Origin of the sequence: Vibrio sp. 1751 (assembly GCF_033339895.1) — a bacterium.
Lineage (GTDB): Bacteria > Pseudomonadota > Gammaproteobacteria > Enterobacterales > Vibrionaceae > Vibrio > Vibrio alginolyticus.
Window position 1 is genome coordinate 67,239 of sequence record NZ_JAWOVM010000009.1, and the last position, 20,414, is coordinate 87,652.

The 20,414-nt window shown below is 43.9% G+C and carries 16 protein-coding genes; 12 read left to right on the top strand and 4 right to left on the bottom strand.

Annotation, left to right across the window (positions count from 1 at the left end; all coding sequences use genetic code 11):
- Positions 1 to 4: 4 nt before the first annotated feature.
- The 8 genes from R7041_RS05560 to choV all read left to right on the top strand — a co-directional run bounded on the left by R7041_RS05560 (position 5) and on the right by choV (position 10,901).
- Positions 5 to 763, top strand: a complete 759-nt coding sequence (locus R7041_RS05560; RefSeq protein ID WP_033906450.1) for an SDR family oxidoreductase — start codon at positions 5 to 7, stop codon at positions 761 to 763.
- A gap of 462 nt (positions 764 to 1,225) precedes the next feature.
- Positions 1,226 to 3,247 (top strand): tetratricopeptide repeat-containing diguanylate cyclase, encoded by a 2,022-nt coding sequence (locus R7041_RS05565; RefSeq protein WP_047101359.1) that lies wholly within the window; start codon positions 1,226 to 1,228, stop codon positions 3,245 to 3,247.
- Positions 3,248 to 3,852: 605 nt separating this feature from the next.
- Positions 3,853 to 4,452 (top strand): transcriptional regulator BetI, encoded by a 600-nt coding sequence (betI, locus tag R7041_RS05570; protein ID WP_017820329.1) that lies wholly within the window; start codon positions 3,853 to 3,855, stop codon positions 4,450 to 4,452.
- 18 nt (positions 4,453 to 4,470) lie between these two features.
- Positions 4,471 to 5,931, top strand: a complete 1,461-nt coding sequence (betB, locus tag R7041_RS05575; protein WP_047101361.1) for a betaine-aldehyde dehydrogenase — start codon at positions 4,471 to 4,473, stop codon at positions 5,929 to 5,931.
- A 180-nt stretch (positions 5,932 to 6,111) separates the two neighbouring features.
- Positions 6,112 to 7,827 carry a choline dehydrogenase gene (betA, locus tag R7041_RS05580; protein ID WP_053349194.1) on the top strand — a complete coding sequence of 572 codons (1,716 nt, stop codon included), beginning with the start codon at positions 6,112 to 6,114 and terminating at the stop codon, positions 7,825 to 7,827.
- 36 nt (positions 7,828 to 7,863) lie between these two features.
- Complete coding sequence (locus R7041_RS05585) at positions 7,864 to 8,802, top strand: choline ABC transporter substrate-binding protein (RefSeq protein WP_005382646.1); 939 nt, start codon at positions 7,864 to 7,866, stop codon at positions 8,800 to 8,802.
- 75 nt (positions 8,803 to 8,877) lie between these two features.
- Complete coding sequence (choW, locus tag R7041_RS05590; protein ID WP_176311495.1) at positions 8,878 to 9,720, top strand: choline ABC transporter permease subunit; 843 nt, start codon at positions 8,878 to 8,880, stop codon at positions 9,718 to 9,720.
- Positions 9,721 to 9,722: 2 nt separating this feature from the next.
- The gene (gene choV / locus R7041_RS05595) at positions 9,723 to 10,901 is read left to right on the top strand and encodes a choline ABC transporter ATP-binding protein (protein ID WP_176311496.1); all 1,179 of its coding nucleotides are present in this window, start codon (positions 9,723 to 9,725) and stop codon (positions 10,899 to 10,901) included.
- Between the two features lie 96 nt (positions 10,902 to 10,997).
- Here the strand turns inward: choV and R7041_RS05600 are convergent, their stop codons facing one another.
- Positions 10,998 to 11,654 (bottom strand): NAD(P)H-dependent oxidoreductase, encoded by a 657-nt coding sequence (locus R7041_RS05600; protein ID WP_047101370.1) that lies wholly within the window; start codon positions 11,652 to 11,654, stop codon positions 10,998 to 11,000.
- Between the two features lie 243 nt (positions 11,655 to 11,897).
- Here R7041_RS05600 and R7041_RS05605 point away from each other — a divergent pair, with 243 nt between their 5' ends.
- Positions 11,898 to 12,332: a globin gene (locus R7041_RS05605; protein WP_031780773.1), complete on the top strand. Its 435-nt coding sequence runs from the start codon at positions 11,898 to 11,900 to the stop codon at positions 12,330 to 12,332.
- A gap of 41 nt (positions 12,333 to 12,373) precedes the next feature.
- Here the strand turns inward: R7041_RS05605 and R7041_RS05610 are convergent, their stop codons facing one another.
- Both R7041_RS05610 and R7041_RS05615 read right to left on the bottom strand, forming a co-directional pair.
- A complete protein-coding gene (locus R7041_RS05610) occupies positions 12,374 to 13,156 on the bottom strand; it encodes a slipin family protein (RefSeq protein WP_005373196.1) in 783 nt (260 codons plus the stop codon).
- Between the two features lie 10 nt (positions 13,157 to 13,166).
- The gene (locus tag R7041_RS05615; RefSeq protein ID WP_170890143.1) at positions 13,167 to 14,543 is read right to left on the bottom strand and encodes an NfeD family protein; all 1,377 of its coding nucleotides are present in this window, start codon (positions 14,541 to 14,543) and stop codon (positions 13,167 to 13,169) included.
- A 498-nt stretch (positions 14,544 to 15,041) separates the two neighbouring features.
- On the opposite strand from R7041_RS05615, the gene R7041_RS05620 reads away from it, so the two are divergent.
- The 3 genes from R7041_RS05620 to R7041_RS05630 all read left to right on the top strand — a co-directional run bounded on the left by R7041_RS05620 (position 15,042) and on the right by R7041_RS05630 (position 18,927).
- The gene (locus R7041_RS05620; protein WP_005373180.1) at positions 15,042 to 16,010 is read left to right on the top strand and encodes a cytochrome-c peroxidase; all 969 of its coding nucleotides are present in this window, start codon (positions 15,042 to 15,044) and stop codon (positions 16,008 to 16,010) included.
- Positions 16,003 to 18,360 (top strand): ATP-binding protein, encoded by a 2,358-nt coding sequence (locus R7041_RS05625; protein WP_258512665.1) that lies wholly within the window; start codon positions 16,003 to 16,005, stop codon positions 18,358 to 18,360. Before R7041_RS05620 ends, R7041_RS05625 begins: the two co-directional genes overlap by 8 nt.
- 99 nt (positions 18,361 to 18,459) lie before the next feature.
- Positions 18,460 to 18,927, top strand: a complete 468-nt coding sequence (locus R7041_RS05630) for an OsmC family protein (protein WP_053307606.1) — start codon at positions 18,460 to 18,462, stop codon at positions 18,925 to 18,927.
- A gap of 75 nt (positions 18,928 to 19,002) precedes the next feature.
- Here the strand turns inward: R7041_RS05630 and gdhA are convergent, their stop codons facing one another.
- Complete coding sequence (gene gdhA / locus R7041_RS05635) at positions 19,003 to 20,355, bottom strand: NADP-specific glutamate dehydrogenase (RefSeq protein WP_017633658.1); 1,353 nt, start codon at positions 20,353 to 20,355, stop codon at positions 19,003 to 19,005.
- Positions 20,356 to 20,414 lie beyond the last annotated feature (59 nt).

The following is a 20,414-nucleotide window of genomic DNA, read 5'->3' on the forward strand; positions in this document are numbered from 1 at the left end:
GCTTATGGAGTTAGCAAATAAGGTCATTGCGATCACGGGGGCAGGGCAGGGGCTGGGTAAACAAATGGCACTGTCACTGGCGGAAAATGGCGTTCATCTTGCGCTTATCGACCTCAATTCAGAGCAACTGGCTGAAACGAAAGCGGAATGTGAATCTCTCGGCGTTACCGCTCGTTTTTATGTGACGAACGTGACTGACGAACAGCAGGTGTGCACTGCTTTTGAGCAAATTGAGGCAGATTTCAAGCAGCTCAATGGCGTTATCAATAACGCAGGTATTATGCGTGATGGTATGTTCATTAAAGTCAAAGATGGTCAGGTTAACACGATGTCGCTGGAACAATTTCAGTCTGTTCTAGATGTGAATGTAACAGGCACTTTCCTGTGTGGCCGTGAAGCGAGCAAGGTAATGCTGAACACCGATAGCAAAGGGGTTCTGATCAACATATCCAGCGTTGCGCGTGCCGGGAATATTGGTCAAACCAACTATTCAGCATCTAAAGCGGCGGTAGCCACCATGGCAACGGTGTGGGCGAAAGAGTTAGGGCGTTTCGGAATTCGCTCAGTGGCGATTGCTCCGGGTGTCATCAAAACTGCCATGACAGACCAAATAAAACCTGAAGCGATGGAACGTTTAATCGGAATGATTCCGGTTGGACGTTTAGGTTTGGCGGATGAAATTTCATCGACCATAAAATACGTGTTAACCAACGAATTCGTGACCGGACGAGTGTTCGAAGTCGATGGCGGAATGCGAATGTAACCCCCTCTGCAACATAAAAAAGGGGAGCGAGTTTGATTGTCCGCTTCCTTCCACTTTCTCCTTTCTTTTATTGCTTCTATCTGAAAAATGTATTGGATGCATGGTCGACTGCTATCTCATCGAACGGTATAAAAATTGATTCTATTTCTAATGTGAATGGTTAGTTCTATATTGCTTGTCATGTAAATGTATTAACTCACAACTAAGACGATCTTTTGTCTCACTAACGAGATCGTTATTCTTGGTGTGTAAAAAACATTCTTATTGGTCATATTGTAACCGAAAACTATTTCGGCATCTAAAGATGGTGATTTATTATTCAGCGCAAAATACATGGGAATATGAGGCTGACTGAATAACCTTCAGTTGTCTTAATAATAAATAATCAGAATTCTCAATTACACTGAAGTAACTACCCATTAGGGAAGAGCAATAATGTCACTATTTCATTCGCTTAGGACGATGCCGCTATTATTGGGGTGTCTGTGTTTTTCTGTTCAGGCCTCCACAGAAAAGGTGGAACAGGAAGGTAAGTTTTTACAGTCGTTAGAAGGCATCGAAAATCAAATTTACGCATTACCTCAGAGTTCTTTAGCTTTGATTGAAGCGTTAGAAGAAGAGTCTTTACTACAAAACCAACCAACAGCGCTGTTGGTGCGTTACTGGCTTGCCAAGGCCACGGTTTTAGAGCTGCTAGGGCGCGTAGAAGAGAGTCAGAGTGTCGTTCAAAAAGGATTGGAGCTTGTACGTCCACAGAGCCATGAGTATCTCCTGTTTAAGTTGATTCAGATGCGAACTATGGTTGGAAAGAGCGATATCGATACCGCGCTTTCTGCGTTGGATAGCTTGTTGGAAACATCGCGTGAGAATGGTGATAAGCAACTTGAATCAGAAATCCTGTTGCTAAAAGGACGCTATTACGATGAGCAAGGTGAGTTTAAAAAATCCTATGCTGCACTTATGTCGTCCATGGATGCGGCTGAATCTTCAGGTGTTCACGGGCTGGTCGAACGTGCAGCACTAGAGCTAGGTGACGTACTTGTCAAAATTCAGGGTTACGACCGATCTGAGGCGCTTTTGGAACAAGCATATCGCTATTTTAGGGATAGGCGTATGTCGTTCAATGAGTTGTTGAGCGTTTTGACGATAGCGAAACTTCATAAAGCACAGTTCCAATACGAAGAGGCGATAGCGTCATATCAGCGAGCGTTAAAGCTGGCTCAAATTATCGGTGATGGACGCTTTAGATTTCGAGTTAACCTTGAACTTGCAGCTTTATATCGCGAGACGAAACAAGAAAAGAAGATGGTTAATCACTTGAAGCTGGCGGAGAATTTACAGTACAGAGAAACGTCTAGCGCGTATTTGGCAACATTTAAGTTGTTACAAGCCGAATATATGTTAGAGCAGCAGCAATTTGAAATACTTTTAGCGATGATCGCGCCAATGCTGCCGGAGATTATAGAGAGTCGATACGTCAAGCAACAGCAAATGGAGCTACTAAAAGTCGCCGCTATGGCCTATGCGGGAAGCAATGACTTTAAACTAGCATTCGAAACTTACGGTAACTATCACGATAAATTTATCCAATTTAGCAATCAAAGAGAAGTTGAAAATCTTGAGCGCCAGCAGACGTTATTTGAGTTGGAACGACTTGAATATGAGAACGAAGATCTCAACTGGAACAATGTTTTGCAGCGTATGGAGCTAGAAAATAACCGTCGTACTTTTTACTTATTGGGTGAAGCGCTACTTGCGCTCATCGGTGTTCTATTTTTGATGGCGGTAGTATTTCTCGTCGTCAATCGCTCGCGTTTGAGAATGCGTCGCCTCGCAAAGACAGACACATTGACAGGGTTGTTCAATCGCCGTTTTTTAGAGGACTGGTTCACTAAGCCAGTAGAAGTGAGGCGTGAGCGAAAAGAGAAACCGGTACCTCAATCTAAGCAAGAAAAAATACAACACTTTGTTTTTGAGCAAGTCGAGCAAGTTAAGTACGGTTATCTAGCTTTAAATAAATGGGTAGATAGCAAACTCGATAAACAGAAAATGGTGCCAAATAAACCACAATCGGGACCAGTAACTTTAGCGTTAATCGATGTGGATTATTTCAAGCAGGTAAATGATACCTATGGGCATGTGTTTGGAGATACCGTACTAACGGGCGTTGCCAAAGTGTTGGAGGAAACTGTACGTGAAAACGACATTGTTGCTCGCTTTGGTGGTGAAGAGTTTGTTGTTGTTATGCCCAATACAGACCATAAAAACGCCCTTATTACTGCAGAACGTTTACGTAGCGCTTTATCCCTACATGGCTTTGTTACGGAACAGAAAGAAGAAGTGAGAGTGACCTGTAGTTTTGGAGTCGTTACCACTGAAGATAATGAGATGAGTTTTAAATCACTTTGCGATCAGGCCGATAAATTGCTTTATCAAGCGAAAGCGAACGGACGCAACTGCGTGAAAGGTCGCTCGCTAGCGTAACAGAAATCAAAAGTTCAGGCTCATCGCACGATGAATCTGAACTTATCCCTCCCATTTACTTTGATAGCCAAGTGACTTTGAGATCCTTGCTTCGAATATAAAACGCTGAATCTAACATCTTAAAGTCACTTGGCGATATTACTTAAAAATTGCTTAAGGATATCGAATCGCATATTCATGGCGTTCAATATAACCTCTCTTTTTGCCTCCTTCACCTTCAAAGTGCGAATGCCACTTGTGTCTACAAAACTATAACAAACTAGTGTGTCTATTCTTTGTACAAATAAACCGTGTACAGGTGAAATGATTAGTGGTCGATATAAATTTTTTGTGGCACAGATTTTTGTTGTTCAAAAATCAACTCGTTCATCATCGTTTTAAAAATAGATTAATGGTTAACTATTTGATTTTGTTTGCCTTGTTTGTTTGTTCTTAAACTGAAATCTAGTTATCCCGACAAGTTCTTGCCGAGCGATTTTTCGTACACCCTCAACTTTTCATCCTTTTTTACTAACATTTTTCTTTAAAAATAATTTGAGTTCGAATTAATTTTCAGGCATTTTATATTTAACTAACCGTTCAATTAAAAATAACAGGGACGCAAAATGCCAAAGGTGGGGATGCCTGAAATCAGAAAACCGCAGCTTGTGAAAGCGACAATGTCAGTGATTGATAGAGTCGGTTTACACGCGGCGAGTATTTCGTTAATCAGCAAAGAAGCCGGTGTATCAACGGGGATTATCAACCACTATTTCGGTGGTAAGCACGGATTGCTGGAGGAAACGATGCGCGAAATCTTGCGTCAGCTTTCGTCCACTATCACACAGAAGTTACGTGAGCTGCCAAGTGATGCTCATCACCAAAGAATTAACGCCATCATTGATGGTAACTTTGTCGGCTATCAGGCAGAAAACCAAGTTGCTAAGACTTGGCTGGCGTTTTGGTCGTACTCAATGCATGACGAGCAGCTCAAGCGTTTGCAGCGTGTCAACGAACGACGTCTATTGTCCCACCTAAGAAAAGAACTCAAAGCATTATTAAATGCAGAGCAGGCTGAATTGGTTGCTCATGGTATTGCATCACTTATTGATGGAATTTGGCTGCGCGGAACGCTCAACCCGCAAGGCATTGATGCAGAAAGAGCGAGAATCATCATCAACGATTATCTCGAAAAACAACTTACGTTTTATTCTGAAAAAATATAAAAGTTACAGGTCTTCAAAATGGAAATGAAAGCACACTATATCAATGGTGCGATGTACGACGGGTGTTCAGATGAACACTTCACCACTTACAATCCGGCGAATGGTGAGCCATTGGCCAATATTAAACAAGCGAACCAAGACGATCTTCAAGCAGCGATTGAATCGGCAAAAAAAGGTTTTGCTGCATGGTCGGCGATGACTGCGATTGAGCGCAGCCGTATTTTACACAAAGCCGTTGCCATTTTACGTGAGCGTAATGACGAGCTGGCTGCATTGGAAGTGGCAGATACTGGTAAGCCCATTCAAGAAGCTATCGCAGTTGATATAACAACAGGTGCCGATGTTCTTGAGTACTACGCTGGCCTTGCTCCAAGTCTACAAGGTGAACAGCAGCCACTCAGCGACGATCAGTTTTTCTATACACGTCGTGAGCCATTGGGCATTTGCGCGGGTATTGGCGCTTGGAATTATCCAATTCAAATTGCGATGTGGAAATCGGCGCCAGCACTGGCTGCGGGCAACGCAATGATCTTCAAGCCATCAGAAGAAACACCATTAACGGCGCTTAAGCTCGCCGAAATTTATTCAGAAGCGGGCATGCCAGATGGCGTATTTAATGTCGTGCAAGGGGATTACCGAGTAGGACAGATGCTAACGGCGCATCCTGATATCGCAAAAGTGTCATTCACGGGTGAGTCAGGCACCGGTAAAGTCGTCATGAGTGACAGCGCTAAGACACTAAAACAAGTAACGATGGAGCTGGGTGGTAAGTCTCCACTGATTATTTTTGATGATGCGAAGTTAAACGATGCCGTTTCTGCGGCCATGGTGGCGAACTTCTACACCCAAGGTGAAGTTTGTACGCACGGTACACGCGTATTTGTCCATGAAGGTATTTATGACGACTTTATCGCACAACTTAAAGCCCGAACCGAGCTGTTAGTCGTCGGCGATCCGCTTGATGAGAACACGCAAATTGGCGCGCTAATCTCTAAAGATCATGAATCGAAAGTTCTAGGAGCGATTGAAGCCGCGAAAGCGAGTGGCGCGACGTTACTGACTGGCGGCTACAAAGTAACAGACAATGGCCTAGCTAATGGTAACTTTGTTGCTCCAACCGTATTTGTCGATTGCGATGATGACATGAGCCACGTTCAACAAGAAATCTTTGGCCCGGTAATGTCAGTTCTGAAATTCCGCGATGAGTCGGAAGTGATTGCGCGTGCAAATGGCACCGATTATGGCTTAGCGGCAGGTGTATTTACCCAAAACCTATCTCGTGCGCACCGTGTGATCCACCAAATTCAAGCGGGTATTTGTTGGGTGAACACATGGGGTGACTCACCTGCGGAAATGCCAGTTGGCGGCTACAAGCAATCAGGTGTTGGCCGTGAAAACGGAGTCGAAACCCTTAAACATTACACGCAAACGAAGAGTGTTCTGGTTCAGCTAAGCGACTTCGAAAGCCCTTACAAATGATACTACTCATAGTAGATAACTGACCACTTTAGCTTGTTAAAATGCTCGATAACTACGTTGTCAATTTTGATTGTAGGTTAACTACTTATCAAAATTTCCGCCTTGTTCTCAAGCATTTTTCCTACGCTAATTTCGTTCACTTATCTACGGTGATTAGTATTAACTCCTAGGAGAATAAAAATGCAACAACACTACGATTACATCATCGTCGGTGCGGGTTCGGCCGGCTGTGTGTTAGCGGATCGCTTAAGTGAAAGTGGTCAAAATTCGGTCCTATTACTCGAAGCGGGTGGGTCGGATAAAAGTATTTTTATCCAAATGCCAACAGCGCTTTCTTACCCGATGAACACTGAAAAATACGCGTGGCAGTTTGAGACGGTTGAAGAGCAAGGGTTGGATGGTCGCCAACTTCATTGTCCTCGAGGAAAAGTTCTGGGCGGTAGCTCATCTATCAACGGCATGGTTTACGTTCGCGGACACGCTTGTGACTTTGACCAGTGGGAAGAGGAAGGCGCGAAAGGCTGGAACTATCAGTCGTGTTTGCCTTATTTCCGTAAAGCAGAGTCTTGGATTGGTGGTGCTGATGAATATCGGGGCGATCACGGTCCAGTCGGCACATGTAACGGCAACGATATGAAGCTCAACCCGCTGTACCAAGCTTTTATTGATGCAGGCAAAGAAGCGGGCTACCCAGAAACAAAAGATTACAACGGTTATCAACAAGAGGGCTTTGGCCCAATGCATATGACCGTCGACAAAGGCGTACGCGCTTCAACCTCTAATGCATACTTAAGCCGTGCTAAAAAACGCAAAAACTTCACCCTAATGAAGAGGGTGACGGTTCATCGAGTTTTATTAGAAGAAACTGATTCAGAAGGCAAGAAAGCGGTAGGCGTTGAATTTGAAAAGTCAGGTTCAATTCAGCAATGTTTTGCGAATAATGAAGTGATTTCGAGTGCGGGTTCGGTTGGCTCCGTTCAGCTGTTGCAGCTTTCAGGCATTGGCCCTAAGGCAGTATTAGAAAAAGCGGGCATTGAGGTGAAACACTCGTTGGAGGGAGTAGGTAAAAACCTGCAAGATCACTTAGAAGTGTACTTCCAATATCACTGTAAACAACCTATCACGCTCAACAGCAAATTAGGCTTGGTGAGCAAGGGCTTGATTGGCACTGAGTGGATATTAACTCGCAAAGGCCTAGGGGCTACTAACCACTTTGAATCGTGTGCGTTTATCCGCTCTCGTGAAGGACTAAAGTGGCCAAATATTCAATATCACTTCTTGCCAGCGGCAATGCGCTATGACGGGCAAGCTGCTTTTGATGGTCATGGTTTCCAAGTGCACGTTGGACCTAACAAGCCAGAAAGTCGCGGGTCGGTCGAAGTTGTCTCTGCGAATCCGAATGATAAGCCGAAGATTGAGTTTAACTACATTTCCACTGAACAAGATAAGCAGGATTGGCGTGATTGTATTCGCCTTACTCGCGAGATCCTCAATCAGCCAGCCATGGATGAGTTTCGTGGGGATGAGATCCAACCCGGTCTGAACATCACAACGGATGAACAGATTGATGAATGGGTGAAGCAAAACGTCGAGAGTGCTTACCATCCATCTTGTACCTGCAAAATGGGCGCAGATAATGACCCATTAGCCGTCTTAAATGAGCGATGCCAAGTACGCGGTATTCAAGGCTTGCGTGTGGTGGACTCTTCTATTTTCCCAACCATTCCGAACGGTAATTTAAATGCGCCAACGATTATGGTGGCAGAACGCGCCGCGGATATGATTTTGGATAACGCCCTAGAAACGTCGAACAACGTACCAGTTTGGATTGCACCGGACTGGCAAGAGATGCAACGAATGCATCCGCCAAAAAGAGATCTCGATTCGATCTCATAAAATGAAAAAGTCAGTAATCATTACAAGGAATTCAACATGTCTAAGATGACAAAAATCTTCTCAACAATTGCACTAAGTACTTTAGCAACAGGCGCTTACGCCAACCAATGTGAAACGGTTCGTTTCGCAGATGTAGGTTGGACTGACATCACAGCGACCACTGCCGTTACATCAGAGTTACTTAAAGGGTTGGGGTACAAAACGAAGACCGATCTTCTGTCTGTGCCTGTAACTTACTCCTCTATGGCTAATGGCGATATCGACATTTTCCTAGGTAACTGGATGCCAACGATGGAAGGTGATATCGCGAAATACCGTGATGCAGGTACTGTTGAAACCGTACGCGCGAACCTCGTTGGCGCAAAGTACACGCTAGCGGTTCCAAAATACGTTTATGACGCAGGCGTAACCAACTTCGCTGACCTAGTAAAACATGCCGACAAATTTAAAGACCGCATTTACGGCATTGAACCAGGAAACGATGGCAACCGCTTAATTCAGTCAATGATTGATAGTAACGCATTCGGCCTAAAAGATTTCAGCCTAGTTGAGTCCAGTGAAGCTGGCATGGTGTCTCAAGTATCTCGTGCCGCACGCCGCAATCAATGGATTGTGTACCTAGGTTGGGCGCCGCACCCAATGAATAGTAACGTTGAAATGGAATATCTAGCGGGTGGTGATGACTTCTTCGGTCCTAACTACGGCGGCGCGAACGTCTACACAAACGTACGTAAAAATTACCTCGCTGAGTGTCCCAATGTAGGTCAGCTAGTGAAAAATCTAGAGTTTAACCTAGAAATGGAAAATGAACTGATGGAAGCGATTCTTAACCAGAAACAGAAGCCATCAAAAGCAGCGCAAGCATGGTTGAATGCAAACCAAGAGCAAATTGAAGCGTGGCTAGAGGGCGTGAAAACGGTAGATGGCCAAGATGCGCTAACAGCTATTACAAACTACTTAAAAACAAACGCTTAATAAGCAGTATTTGAGCTCGTTTTTTTAAAAGAAAGTGGGCAGTTTTGCCCGCTTCATTAACACAAAGGTTTTATTTTGAATTTTATTACGGACAACAAACTACCGTTGGGCCAATGGATGGAAACTGGCGTCGATTGGTTAACCATCAATGCATCGGGTTTTTTCGATGCAATCTCTATTACACTTGAAACGATCATTCTTTTCGTGGTGGACATTTTTAAATGGATGCCACCTGCAGCGCCAATCATTATGACGGCGGCAATTGCTTGGTTCTTACATCGCAGCATTCCTCTTGTCGTATTTATCGTGTTGGCCTTACTCGCAATTCTCAACCTTGGTTACTGGCAAGAAATGCTGGAAACCTTTGTCCTTGTGTTTGCAGCGACAACGATTTCCGTATTAATTGGCGTGCCGTTGGGCATTATGGCGGCGCACCGTCCTTGGTTATACACCTTGTTGCGGCCAATACTCGATTTAATGCAGACCATCCCGACATTCGTTTACCTAATTCCAACCTTGGTTCTGTTTGGATTGGGTATTGTCCCAGGTCTAATCTCGACCATCATTTTCGCTATCGCTGCGCCAATTCGATTGACGTACCTCGGCATTATTAAAGTGCCGGAGGAGCTACTTGAAGCGGGTAAAGCATTTGGTGCCAGCCGCATGAAGCTACTGTTTAAGGTGGAGTTACCTGCGGCATTGCCAAGTATTATGGCTGGCGTTACTCAGTGCATTATGTTGTCTCTTTCTATGGTGGTCATTGCGGCGCTTGTTGGTGCTGATGGGCTTGGTAAGCCAGTCGTACGTGCACTGAATACGGTAAACATTTCACAAGGTTTTGAAGCTGGTTTAGCGATTGTACTCGTTGCCATCATTCTTGATCGCTTGTGTAAAGCACCAAACCAGAAGGAGGCATAATCATGGACGCTATTACTATTAAAAATCTTGATGTCGTTTTTGGTCAGCAACAAGCACAGGCGCTAGCACTACTAGATCAAGGGAAGTCTCGACAAGAAATCATTGATGAAACTGGCCAAGTGGTTGGGGTTGATAATGTTTCGCTGAACGTGAAACAGGGTGAGATCTGTGTCTTGATGGGGCTTTCGGGCTCGGGTAAATCAAGTTTGCTGCGAACGGTTAACGGGTTGAACGATATTTCTCGTGGCTCTCTGAAAATTAAAGACGGCGACGACATGGTTGAGCTCTCTAACTGTGACGAACAGAAGTTGCGCCACCTTCGTACTCACCGCGTATCCATGGTGTTTCAGAAGTTTGCATTGATGCCATGGTTAACGGTATTAGATAACGTTGCGTTTGGTCTAGAAATGCAAGGCCTTGGCAAAGCAGAGCGCCGTAAAAAAGCGCGTGAACAGCTCGAAATGGTCGGTTTGTCTGAGTGGGAAACGAAATTCCCGCACGAGCTCTCTGGTGGTATGCAGCAGCGTGTTGGCCTAGCGCGAGCGTTCGCGATGGACACAGATATCTTGTTAATGGATGAGCCGTTTTCAGCGCTTGACCCATTGATTCGTGCTCAGCTTCAAGATGAATTGATTCTGCTTCAAGAAAAGCTAAACAAAACCATTCTTTTTGTAAGTCACGACTTGGATGAGGCGCTTAAAATCGGCAACAACATCGCCATTATGGAATCAGGAAAGCTGATTCAACATGGCAAGCCAGAACAGATCATTCTTGCTCCAGAAAACGACTATGTGGCGGACTTTGTTGCTCACACTAATCCATTAAATGTGCTGAAGGGACGTTCCTTAATGCGTGACGATTTGGTTCGCGAAGATACGCGTGTTCTGATTTGCCCTGATAAAAATATTTGGGTGATACAAGAGAGCAAGGGGTTAAGTTTAGCGGATAAAGATAAATCGTTGATTCAATGGAAGAGCGACTCTTCGAACCTTGACGAAGTTAATGAAAACTCTCTGGTTCAGGTTAGCCCAGAAATCAGTATGCGAGAAGCGATTGAACTTAAACAGCGTAGCAATCAGCCTCTGCTTATGGTTGAAGATAATAAGCTGGTTGGTGTGTTAAGCGACAATGAGCTTTACGATGCATTGCTTGGTAATTTTAAGTCAGAGCAAGTTGCGTAAAGTTGACGCAGAACCAAGTAAAAAAGAGCCGCACATTAATGCGGCTCTTTTTAGTTTAAACAATGAGTTAAGTCGCTAAGCTAAGACAATGGTCGACTATAGAGTCGTAATTACGTCATCCACTGCAAGGCGTGCTTTTGGAAGACCATGATTATAATCTTCCCCATCTTTATGGTAGCCAATCGCCAGCGCAACTTCACAAATATGGCCCTCGAGCTCTTCTTTAAACTCTTCTCCAATCAGAGCCGGATCGACACCTTCCATCGGTGTTGAATCAATGCCTAGTCGTGCCAATGTGTGTAGTAGGTTGCCTAGTGCCAAATAGACTTGTGCTTTTGTCCAGTTTCCGTTGAAGCCATTTTCGTCCGTATTTGCATCGGCAAAAGCGTAAGCACCCATAAAGTTGTTGTACATCTCCGCTGGCAAGTGGCCAGATGTTACTTCTGCATCCACACGCTTCGCAAATTTCTCTTTAGTAAATTTAGGATCGTAAGCAAACAGAATCGTATGTGATGCGGCTTTCGCGTGTGGTTGGTTAAACTGATGCATATTTGCAAACGTATTGTGGAAACGTTGCTTCGCTTCATCACTTTCAATAACGATGAATTTCCATGGTTGTGAGTTGATAGAAGACGCCGACAAACGCAGTGCTTCTTTGATTATCGCCATGTCTTCTTGAGAAACGCGCTTGGTTTCATCATATTTTTTTGCAGTGTAACGGTTATTTAGATCGGTAATGATTTGATGGGACACGTTTATATCCTCTTTATGTGATGACAGATGAGGATGCACTAGCATCGACAACCATGCGTACCTCGAATATGGGTTCATGATAATGGATATTTTTTCATTGATAAGAGGGTGTTTATTTAAATCACTTTTTACTTTTTGTTGAAAATCGATGTGAGTTGATCGATTTGAAACTTAAAAGTCCTTATTTGGAAGCTTTTATTTGATATTAAATTAAACTCATATTGAGGCGTAGGGGAAAGCAACATGAACGTGATTGAAGTTTTTAATGATAGCTATGAACGTTGTACTTCAGATCAGGAGTTTTTCGACTTGTTCTACAAAAATTTATGGTCGAAAAGCGCCAACTTTAGACAGAAGTTTGACGGTATAGACATGCACCAACAAGTGAGAATGCTTAGAGGGTCTATCGTGTTTTTTATGATGGCAGATACCTCGACCGAAGCGCACAAAATGGTGGAAAAGTATGGGAAAAAGCATGCAAGTGCCGAAATTGGTATAGAGCCGCAGGATTTTGATGTTTGGCTTGAGAGTTTGTTAGAAACGGTTCGACAGTGTGATTCTGGGTACGATGCCGATGTTGAAACCGCTTGGCGAACATGCTTTAAAACGGGCTTAGAAGTAATGAAACAAGAATGTGATAAAGAAGATGGGCACATCCTTAAAGCGAGTACCAAATAAGGAAGTAACGTGAGTGGTCGTTACTTCCTAGGGGCAAAATCTTACTTATCTTGTGTCTCTTTATTCTTTTTCACCGCTTCGGCGATATCACTGACAGCTTCGACAAGATTGATCGGCATTGGAAAAATAATAGTGGATGTTTTGTCTGTAGTGATTTCAGTGAGTGTCTGCATGTAACGTAATTGCAGTGCATTCGGTGCTTCGTTGAGCATTTGCGCTGCTTCTTTTAATTTATTTGAAGCCTCTAACTCACCAGTAGCGTGAATGATCTTCGCCCTACGGTTACGTTCTGCTTCTGCCTGACGGGCTAGGGCTCTGACCATGCTGTCATTTAAATCAACATGTTTGACTTCAACCGTAGCAATCTTGATTCCCCAGTCATCAGTCTGTTGATCGAGAATGGATTGTAAATCCTTATTGAGGCGTTCTCGCTCTGATAGCAATTCATCGAGTTCATGCTGACCCAATACCGAGCGTAGCGTGGTTTGTGCTAACTGACTGGTGGCATCGCTGTAGCTTTCAATATTGTTAATCGCCATTTGAGGATCGACTACGCGAAAATAAACGACCGCGTTGACGCGCACAGAAACGTTATCTTTGGTAATTAAATCTTGTGTCGGCACATCCAAAACGACAGTACGTAAATCAACCCTCACCATTTGCTGAATAAATGGGATAAGGATGATCAAACCAGGTCCTTTGACTTCTTGAAATCGACCAAGAAAGAACACAACCCCACGTTCGTATTCTCTCAAAACCTTGAACATTTGGGTCGCTAGTGCGAACAGCAGCACCACGATCACCGCAACGGTATAGAGCATCATAAAGCGCCTCCTATTTATTTTGGCGGTCATCAGGCATCACAGTTAAGGTCAGCCCTTTAACATTAACAATGGTGACGTGATCACCTTGTTTGAATTGTTGATGGTCTTTGGCTTTAGCTCGCCATAACGCACCGTTGAGTTGAACGCGTCCTTCGCCATCGATAAAGTCATCGCTTACCACGGCGACCTTCCCAGGGTAAGTCTCTAAACCCGTCGTTACACGCCGGCGACGAATTTTGAGCAGCAGGCCGACGGTCAGCACGATTAGAGCCACGGAAAATATGGCAATACCAAAAATCAAAGGAAGGGCGATCTGGAATCCTGGTAACTCACTGTCCATGAGAAATATCGAACCGAGTACAAAGGCGACAACGCCGCCTAAGCCCAAAATACCAAAGCTCGGGCTGAATGCTTCCGCTATCATTAGTGCAATACCGAGTAACAGCAGACCAAGACCTGCGTAGTTGACGGGCATCATTTGTAGTGCGTACATGGCAAGAAGCAGACAAATCCCACCTAGCACACCGGGTAAGCCAATTCCTGGGTTGTAAAATTCAAGAAGTAAACCGTAGATGCCGATGAGCATTAGAATGTAGGCAACGTTTGGATTGGTGATAACGGCTAACATTTCTGCTCGCCAATCTGGCGTTCTTTCAACCCATGTTGGATTTTCAAGTGACAATGTCACAGTGCGATTGTTTACTTTAACTGTTTGCCCATCTATGGCTTTGACTAAGTCCTCTGGCGAATTGGCTATGTAATCGATCACGTTTAATTCTAATGCTTCTGTTGCATCTAAGCTCGCCGCTTCGCTTACTGCTTTCTCTGCCCATTCTGCATTTCGTCCATGAAGTTTTGCTAAGCCTTTAATGTAGGCTTTGGCGTCGTTAATTACCTTTTTCTCCATTGCGGTTTTAGCGGGAACTTTCTCTGAGCTTTCGTTGGTTCCTTCTGGCGTTTCTTCCGCGTTTTGATCTTTGCCATCATCCGATGAAGGAGGTTGAGGCGTACCACCTAACGCGACGGGCGTTGCAGCTCCGAGGTTTGTCGCTTCAGCCATGGCGGCTACGTGACTAGCGAGCAAGATGTATGTTCCTGCACTGGCAGCTCTAGAACCAGATGGGCCGACCCAAGTTGCAATTGGAGTGGAGGAGGTGGTAATCGCGTGAATAATATCTCGCATTGCGCTATCTAAGCCGCCTGGTGTGTCCATCTGTAAGATCACTAAACTGACACCGTTTAGTTGAGCTTCTTCTATTTCACGAGATAAATAGTCGCTAGTAGCAGGCCCTATAGCGCCTTTGACAGGAACAATCCAAACGGTATTCGCCAGTGCTTGACTGGCCATCAAGAGTAAAGGTAAGAACCATATCCATAGTCGTTTCATGCAGTCCTCCTTGTGTAGTCACAGGGACTTTTTGAAATCCTAATTCAAGTATATCCAAATAACTTAGAGATGTTTGAGTATAGGTTCTAATGAATAAGTTCCCGAGGCTAATTAGGAGACTACATTTTTATATATAAACGCTGTGTGAGATAGTAAACTAAAGCAAATTATTGGTAATTGTGATGTTTATGTTTATTGTTCAGCGTTTGATTAAGTTGGCCGTTATCTGTGCCGTTTTCTTTACTATTTTCGATCTGATCTCCTATGGAGAGGTGACTTGGTTTCAACGGTTTTTGGCTTTTCTACACTAAATTCAGATTTCAATACGTTAGCTACTCATAAGGCGATAGGTTTCTTCATATTCGCCTTATTACTCCCTCTTCAACCAAAGCCTTAAACAAAGCAATACTTAACTCGTTTTTTCAACTTCCTGTCGGTGGAAAAAACGCCAAAATGCAACTAAATTCATATCAATGACAAGTTTAAGGTATGTAGTTGATGAGGCAATTCAGCGCAATCGCACTAGCTGTTGTAACACTCATTTTGAGCCAAACAACAACCGCAAGAAACGCGAAGATGTTAGGTGATATCTCCCTAGTTCAGCCCATACAGGGTGATCCTAATGTGGATATTAAGCTAGCGAGAATTGGCTGGCATCTCTTCCGCGATCCTCAATTATCGTCAAATGGTAATGTCAGCTGTGCGACATGCCACAATCTGCAAACCAATGGCGCTGAAAATACACCAGTCTCTACGGGGGTGAAAGGTGATGGAATTAGAAATTCTATAACAGTGTTTAATGCGGCGTTAAATTATCGTTTTTTATGGGATGGAACGGAAAACACCTTGATGGCTCAGATTGATGGTCCAATCCATAATCCAATGGAAATGGACTCAAACTGGCAAACAATAGAGCAATATGTAAAAGAGAGTGAACATTATCAAGCGCTATTTAGTCGTGACGATGAATTGCCGATTAACGTTCATAATATCAAGTCCGCTATTGTGGAGTTTGTTGAAGGGCTGCAGACGCCTGGCGCACCATTCGATGCTTACTTATTGGGTTACACGCATGTACTGAGTGAACAGCAAATCAGAGGTTGGAAAACATTTCAGACTTCAGGTTGTGTGCAGTGTCATCAGGGCAAAAATATCGGCGGAGCGATGATCCAAAGGTTCGCCTATTTCAAGGATAAGCCAGTAGTAGAGGACTCGGGCAGGCAACTCGTTACGATAGAAGATGAAGAGCGATTCTATTTTAGAGTAGCCAGTTTACGCAATGTCGCGCTAACGAGTCCTTATTTTCATAATGGGCAAGTCGATAAGTTATCCGACGCGATACAAATCATGGCTAAAACCCAGCTCGGTATAACGATGAACGATGAGAATGTCGCGGACATTGAAGCATTCTTGCAGTCGTTGACAGCACCTAGACCCATAATTTTAGAGGTGTTGGAAAATGAATAAATTCAAACTGATCAATTTGTGCTTTTTTATTGGGATACTGGCGTGCTGCACACTGGCGTATATGTCGTATATGAACTCAAAAAACGCTCAAGAATTTCATGCAGAGCTAATGAATATCGGACATGAATTGATTGAAAAGCGTGATGTTATCGTGAACCGATATGCCGTTGAAGATAGAAAAAACTATGAGTTAACAACATCTTTAGTAGAGATAGAAATCGCAGCACAGGCACTGTTGGAGTCATCAAAGGCATCAGTTTGGTTTCCCGTGACACCCAATCGTATAAAAGTTAGGGATACGCTTGAACAGTTTAAGGAGCGAGTGCTTCAAACAACGTTGAAGCTTGATATGTTAATTGGTGTTCAGGTAGAAAATCGGTATGCATTACTCATGTTGTTCAATTTATATCAGCAAGAGGTTTCTATCGAGAGCGGTCAATCATTGGGTAGCAGTCGTTATTTTGAATTTCTCAACCAGTTGCTTCTAACACAAACTGAAGTTGAGAGTGAAAAAGAAGCGAACTTCCTTAAACGGCTTCAAACGAGTGATAAAAGAATTGAATTGCTGACGAATGAACTGCTTGATCACACTTATATTGAGTTTGTCGAAAGCTCAGAGCATCGGTTACTCAATATTGCTCAAAGTGAGGCGCGTTTTACGTGGTTGTTTGTATTTATCGCGGTGATGTTTCTAGTTAGCGCGTTTGTTTATCAGTCACATCACCGAATGCATAACTTAAAACAGTTGAATCTTGAAATTGAAGAGGCGAGAAACAAAGCCGAGCGAGCGGCAAAAGCGAAATCAAATTTTCTTGCTGCAATGAGTCACGAACTAAGAACGCCGATGAATGGCGTACTAGGGCTTTCTCAAATGATTGCAGAAGAGACCAAAGAGCCGACGACGAAAGAGCACATTAGGGTTATTCTTGACTCTGGCCAGCATCTGATGACTATCCTCAACGATATTTTGGATTTTTCTAAAGTTGAAGAAAACAAACTGGAATTTGAGCAAGCTAAGTTTAAGCTCGATCAAGTGCTTTCTCCGGTGTGTAGCGCAATAAAACCACTTGTTGATGAAAAAAATATCGAGCTAATCTTGGAAAACGAGGTTTCTGAATATACTGAATTTACTGGGGATTGTGCGCGTTTACGACAGATCTTATTTAATCTCGCCGGTAACGCGGTGAAGTTTACCAATGAAGGGCATGTGCTGGTTAGAACCGAGTTAGATGAATCGAATCAGTTGTTGGTCATGCGCGTGAGCGACACCGGTATTGGTATTGCGCCAGACAAGCACGAGCATATTTTTAACTCGTTTGAGCAAGCAGACTCATCAACGACTCGAAGGTTCGGCGGAACAGGGCTTGGGTTAGCCATCGTCAAAAAACTAACCGATTTGATGGGTGGCCATATTACTCTGAAGAGTATAGAAGGCGTTGGAAGTCAATTTATCGTTGAGTTGCCGATTCCTTGGGTAGAATCTGCTCCGAAAAAGCAGCAAGAAGCACCGAAACCTCGCGCAAAATCACACCATTTAAAGATACTACTTGCTGATGATAACCGTGTGAATGCCATTGTGGCAAAAGGGTTTTGCGAAAAGCTTGGGCATGAAGTGGATGTTGCAGAAAATGGATTAATCGCGGTTAAAAAGGTGAAAGAGAACGAGTACGACCTGATCTTGATGGACAACCACATGCCCGAGATGAATGGTGTTGAGGCGACACGCGTTATCCGACAAGAGTTAGGTATCAAGACATTACTCTTTGCGTACACGGCAGACGTATTTCGTGAAGCTCACGATAGCTTTATTGAAGCAGGAGCAGACCATGTGCTTACAAAACCGCTACAGCATGAGAGCTTTTCAGACGCTCTCAAACAGTTTGCAGCCAGACTCGAACCGAAACGGAATCCGCCACTAACGAGTGACAGCAATGTGCTTCAATTGCAACGTAAGCCAATCGAGAACTTAAGGTTAACAGAGGAAGAACTCTCCCGTTCAGGCATGTTTACTTCTTTACGAGATGAGCCAGAAGCGCTCGACGAGTTGCTAAAAAGCATTATTGTCGATTTTGAGACTTCTGTTGATGAACTTATTGAATACTTTATGGCTGAAGATTTTGCTTCATTAGAGCTGACGTTGCACAAAACGAAAGGGATGGCACTGAACCTAAGTTTACCTATTTTGGCGAGCCAAACGGAGGCCCTGGAAACTCGACTTAAAGCCAACCAAAGTCCCGAGATTGAGCAGTTGCAGATGCTGATCAATCGGTTACAGGTCAACATCCATCAGTCTCATAGACTTTTGGATGATATCCAGAAGAACAATGCCGATCCTCAACAGATTTTATAGTCCCTGTGAGTGCGATGCTTTCCTTAACTCATTTTGTTGTGGTTTACTGTGGCAAGGACGGATAGTGTTGATTCGTCGTCGGAAAATCAGGGAGTTAGAATGAGTAAGCATTCCGCTTTAATCAAATGGCATCGTAAAGCTGGCGAAGAGTTTAGTGATAATAAGTATAGTAGGGCACACATTTGGCAATTTGATGGAGGGTTGCAAGTCCCAGCATCTCCATCTCCCCACGTAGTACCATTACCACTATCCGTAGAAGAAAATGTTGATCCAGAAGAAGCGTTTGTCGCGGCACTTTCTAGTTGTCATATGCTCGTTTTCCTGTCTATTGCAGCAAAGCGACGTTATGTTGTGGACAGTTACTTAGATGAAGCGGTGGGGGAGCTTGAAAAAGGCGAAAACGGAAAAGAGTGGGTATCAAAGGTGACGTTAAACCCTGAGATAACATTTTCAGGTGAAAAACAACCGACACCATCTCAATTAGAAAAACTGCACCACATGGCCCATGAGAATTGCTTTATCGCCAACTCCGTTAAAACAGAAGTGACAACGCTTATTGTGAATTAAGTGAAGCTCTTTATCGAAAGCGCGGCCTATTACAGAGTTATATTAAGCCAGCAGTCATCCTGCTGGCTCGTTCATCTAGACGACACCTTGCTCAATCATTGCATCAGCGACTTTTCTAAAGCCTGCAATGTTGGCGCCTAAAACTAAATTTCCAGGTTGGCCAAACTCTTTACTGGTTTCGTTTGCATTGATGAAAATATTTTTCATGATGGTTTGCAACTGACTATCCACTTGTTCAAACGTCCAGTTTTGCATGCTGGCGTTTTGCGCCATTTCAAGTTGACTGGTTGCAACACCGCCTGCATTGGCTGCTTTGGCAGGCCCATAAGCTATGTCTGAGTCCACGATAATATTGGCAGCATCACGGGTGGTTGGCATGTTCGCCCCTTCACTAATCAAAATACATCCGTTTTCGATAAGAGCCAGTGCGTCGTCTGACGTTAATTCATTTTGAGTCGCACAAGGGAAGGCAGCATCAGCCTGATATCGCCAAACAGCATGCCCTTCATTAGGATAGTCGCCCTCTGGTGTGTATTCTGCTTCAGGGTAAGTTTCTAAATATTCTTCTAAGCTTGCTCTTTTCACTTCTTTCAGTTGTTTGAGGAGCTTAAGATCAATACCGTGCTCATGATAGATCGTACCTCGAGAGTCGCTGCATGTAACCGGCGTTGCTCCCATATGGTACAGTTTTTCAATGGCGTAGATAGCCACGTTGCCAGCACCAGAAACGAGGCAAGTTTTCCCTTTCAATGAATCGTTGCGGTCGTTGAGCATGCATTCTGCAAAATAGACGGCGCCATATCCTGTCGCTTCTTTTCTGGCGAGTGAGCCCCCCCAAAGCAGACTCTTGCCTGTAAGCACACCTTCGTAGCGCCCCGTCAATCGTTTGTATTGACCAAACATATAGCCAATTTCGCGCGCCCCGACGCCGATATCGCCTGCGGGAACATCGGTGGCAGGACCGATATGACGGTACAACTCGTTCATAAATGATTGGCAAAATCGCATGATCTCGCCGTCGGATTTTCCTTTAGGATCGAAGTTTGAACCGCCTTTGCCGCCACCGATAGGAAGGCCAGTCAGTGCGTTTTTAAAGATTTGCTCAAAGCCGAGAAATTTTATGATGCTCGCATTGACTGAGTGATGGAATCTCAATCCTCCTTTGTACGGCCCCAAAGCAGAGTTGAATTCAACTCGATAACCTTTGTTTACTTGTACATTTCCAGCATCATCAACCCAAGGAACTCGAAACATGATTTGACGTTCTGGCTCGACGATCCTCTGGATAATCGCTTGTTCCTTATATTTATTATTGCCTTCTATTACCGGCGCGAGAGAAGTTAATACTTCTTCTACCGCTTGGTAAAATTCTTTTTGCGCAGGGCTACTGTGTTGCAACGCAACAATAGTATCGTGTATGTATGACATAGATTTCTTCCTTGATGTGAATAAGCAATCAGTTTATATGAATGTATTTCCATTAAATA

What these genes read in the sequence shown, in the direction of transcription:
- R7041_RS05560 (WP_033906450.1), top strand. Translation starts at nt 5, where the DNA reads ATGGAGTTAGCAAATAAGGTCATTGCGATCACGGGGGCAGGGCAGGGG.
- R7041_RS05565 (WP_047101359.1), top strand. Translation starts at nt 1,226, where the DNA reads ATGCCGCTATTATTGGGGTGTCTGTGTTTTTCTGTTCAGGCCTCCACA.
- betI (WP_017820329.1), top strand. Translation starts at nt 3,853, where the DNA reads ATGCCAAAGGTGGGGATGCCTGAAATCAGAAAACCGCAGCTTGTGAAA.
- betB (WP_047101361.1), top strand. Translation starts at nt 4,471, where the DNA reads ATGGAAATGAAAGCACACTATATCAATGGTGCGATGTACGACGGGTGT.
- betA (WP_053349194.1), top strand. Translation starts at nt 6,112, where the DNA reads ATGCAACAACACTACGATTACATCATCGTCGGTGCGGGTTCGGCCGGC.
- R7041_RS05585 (WP_005382646.1), top strand. Translation starts at nt 7,864, where the DNA reads ATGTCTAAGATGACAAAAATCTTCTCAACAATTGCACTAAGTACTTTA.
- choV (WP_176311496.1), top strand. Translation starts at nt 9,723, where the DNA reads ATGGACGCTATTACTATTAAAAATCTTGATGTCGTTTTTGGTCAGCAA.
- R7041_RS05605 (WP_031780773.1), top strand. Translation starts at nt 11,898, where the DNA reads ATGAACGTGATTGAAGTTTTTAATGATAGCTATGAACGTTGTACTTCA.
- R7041_RS05610 (WP_005373196.1), bottom strand. Translation starts at nt 13,156, where the DNA reads ATGATGCTCTATACCGTTGCGGTGATCGTGGTGCTGCTGTTCGCACTA.
- R7041_RS05615 (WP_170890143.1), bottom strand. Translation starts at nt 14,543, where the DNA reads ATGAAACGACTATGGATATGGTTCTTACCTTTACTCTTGATGGCCAGT.
- R7041_RS05620 (WP_005373180.1), top strand. Translation starts at nt 15,042, where the DNA reads ATGAGGCAATTCAGCGCAATCGCACTAGCTGTTGTAACACTCATTTTG.
- R7041_RS05625 (WP_258512665.1), top strand. Translation starts at nt 16,003, where the DNA reads ATGAATAAATTCAAACTGATCAATTTGTGCTTTTTTATTGGGATACTG.
- R7041_RS05630 (WP_053307606.1), top strand. Translation starts at nt 18,460, where the DNA reads ATGAGTAAGCATTCCGCTTTAATCAAATGGCATCGTAAAGCTGGCGAA.
- gdhA (WP_017633658.1), bottom strand. Translation starts at nt 20,355, where the DNA reads ATGTCATACATACACGATACTATTGTTGCGTTGCAACACAGTAGCCCT.